The organism is uncultured Thiodictyon sp., assembly GCA_903837595.1.
GTDB lineage: Bacteria > Pseudomonadota > Gammaproteobacteria > Chromatiales > Chromatiaceae > Thiodictyon.
In genome coordinates this window covers 1-2,631 of record CAILVI010000039.1, presented here as the reverse complement: position 1 = coordinate 2,631, position 2,631 = coordinate 1, and the positions used below count along the sequence as shown (strand labels likewise).

At 61.0% G+C, this 2,631-nt stretch carries 3 protein-coding genes; all 3 read left to right on the top strand.

Going from position 1 to position 2,631, the window contains the following annotated elements; genetic code table 11:
- On the top strand, positions 1-877 hold an 877-nt coding region (locus QZY44_RS02500; RefSeq protein WP_295441779.1), incomplete at its 5' end, for a hypothetical protein.
- Positions 878-1,110: 233 nt separating this feature from the next.
- On the top strand, positions 1,111-1,878 hold the full coding sequence (locus tag QZY44_RS02495) for a hypothetical protein (protein ID WP_295441776.1): 768 nt from the start codon (positions 1,111-1,113) through the stop codon (positions 1,876-1,878).
- Between the two features lie 2 nt (positions 1,879-1,880).
- Positions 1,881-2,621 carry a tubulin-like doman-containing protein gene (locus QZY44_RS02490; protein ID WP_295441774.1) on the top strand — a complete coding sequence of 247 codons (741 nt, stop codon included), beginning with the start codon at positions 1,881-1,883 and terminating at the stop codon, positions 2,619-2,621.
- Positions 2,622-2,631 lie beyond the last annotated feature (10 nt).

The window sequence follows — 2,631 nt, the reverse complement described above, 5'->3', positions numbered from 1 at the left end:
GATCGCGCGCTTCAATACACTGGAGCAGGCGCGCTTCTATATCGAGCACTTGGGCGCGGACTTCGCCGATTATCAGGCCGAAGACCAGGGCTACCAGGCGGCGGTGCGCGCCACCGAGCACGCGCTGGGGCGACTGGGGCGAGTGCAGGCGCTCGATCGTGCCTTCGTCCCCAACTTCATCTTCGGGCCACGCGACACGGTGGTGGTACTGGGTCAGGACGGGCTGGTCGCCAACGTACTCAAATATCTGGACGGGCAGGTATTGATCGGGGTCAATCCGGACCCGGACCGGATCGAGGGGGTGTTGGTGCCCTTCGTGCCGGCGCAGCTCCAGACCCTGGTGCCCGCGGTGTTCGCGCAGCGGCGCCCAATCCGCCGCGTCACCATGGCCGAGGCCAGGCTGAACACCGGCGAGACCCTCTATGGCGTCAACGACCTCTTCATCGGCCCCCGCAGCCATACCTCGGCCCGCTACCGCATCGGCATTGGAGAACGAGAAGAATCCCAATCATCCAGCGGCATCATCGTCTCCACCGGGCTGGGCTCCACCGGTTGGCTGCGCAGCGTCCTGACCGGCGCCCAGGGCATCGCGAGCGCGCTCGCCGGGCACCCGCTCGGACTCCCGGCGCCGCAATCATTCGCCTGGGACGCGGACTATCTGTATTTCTCGGTGCGCGAGCCCTGGCCGAGCCGGACCTCGACGGCGGAGATCGCCTTCGGTCAGATCACGGCCAGCGCCCCGCTGGTGCTCCAGTCGCAGATGCCGGAGGGCGGGGTGATCTTCAGCGATGGCATCGAGTCCGACTTCGTGCGCTTCAACGCGGGCGCCCGCGCCACCATTCGGGTGGCGGACAAGCAGGGGCGGTTGGTGATTTGAGGATGGTCCGTCGCCCGCGCCGCCGTGGCGAAGTCCTATCTGGTTCGGTCCACTCACCGGAATCAACGCCTACAGCAAGCCTTGCAAAGTGGACGGCATCTCAGCAAAAGCCTAGAATCTGAAAGCCCATGCAGTCGCCGGAAACACGACACGCGATGGGGGCAGTGCCAGGGGAACGCGCCGTCGGCAACGACTCAAGATGCGCGATAGTCTTTTTTATGAGCGGGACCCTCATGACCTACTTCGACTCACTCGATTTCGTCTACCAACTCGTACTCTCCCGGTTCGATCTGACCGTTTGGATCTGGGCGATCATCGCCTTCTGCGCATCCCTCTTCGCCCTCAATCTGGGCTGGGGATTGCTCTGGAATAGCCAATGGACGCTCTTCAAACATCCGGGTACGGTGATAGCCACCCTGATCATTGCCCTATTCGTATTTGCCTCGACGTTATCTTGGCTAGGCGCCGACCGTAGCGCGCGCTGGCTCGACGATCAGCGTGCCGAATTGACCAGCCAGTTCACAAGAGATGGCGCACGGAACCTGCGGATCTTACGGGCCGCACGGGACCGCATCGGCAGTCAGGAAGGCACTGCTAACAATACCCTCACGCTGCGAAGTGAGCGGGATGCGATGGCCCTGGCGTCGGTGGCGGCGGCCGATGTACGCCGCCCGCTGACGCCTTCCGGCCCACTCGGCCCCGGCGCCCCCTTCCAAGTACGTGATCCCGCCGAAGTTGCTGCCGAGGTCATCCATAGCTTACCGGCGGTATCTTATCCGATTACCGTCAAGCCGCAGAACGAATGGACCGAGACCGCACTAGCGGCCCAGGTCCAAGCGGCCGTCAGCTATGTCACGAAACAGCTTGTCCCGGGAATTGATGAACTAAAGTATGCTCTCGCATGGGCAATCGGCCTATTGGCGCTTTCGCAATTGGTGATCGTCCGATTCGCCGCCATTTCCGACATCCGCATTCAGCCTTCGATCACAAGGAGCCTATAACTATGATAAACCACCTCTTTATCGGACTCGGCGGCCAAGGTTGCCGCACCCTTGGCGAGATCCGTAAGGTCATGGCGCAGCGGGCTGTCGACACCACCGCGCTGCATGATCAAGGTGTAGAGGTGCAATTCCTTGCCATTGATTCGAGCCTGGACGTGAAGCACGAGAAGCGCAACTGGAGCTATTTCGGTACGGATCTGTCGCTACAACCGAATGATTGGCTAGAGCTCAGCAAACCACAGCAAAATGCCGTCGGCGACCTCGCCATTCGACCGGATATCGCCCCCTGGCTTGGCGACCTCGGGCGTGTCGCAAGTTTCTTGTCCCAAAGCAAGATCGAAGGCGCCAATCAACGGCGTCGTTTGGGTCGGTTGCTCTTTGCCTTCAATGCAGACAGCATTGCCCAAGCGGTGTTTACCAACAAAGTGGGGGCACTGACCGCCGGCCGGAAAAATCAGTGCGCTTTCCATATATTCGCCACACTCGGTGGCGGCACCGGAAGCGGCTGCATTCTCGATTTGGTTGCCACTATCCGCCATCGTTTCCCTCAAAGCGGCATTGAGGAGTTTCCGATCTTCGTTTATGTGTATGCGACCGATGAGGACATCAGCGGCGCCGATGTGGGTTACTTTTTTCGTAACTGTTCAGGTACCCCGGCCAAGCTACCCCAGCTGAGGCATCGGCGGGTTGCCCTGGAACGTCATGACCAAGGCTTGGTAGGTATCGAAGGATTGCTTGTGTAAGGTCGAGAGG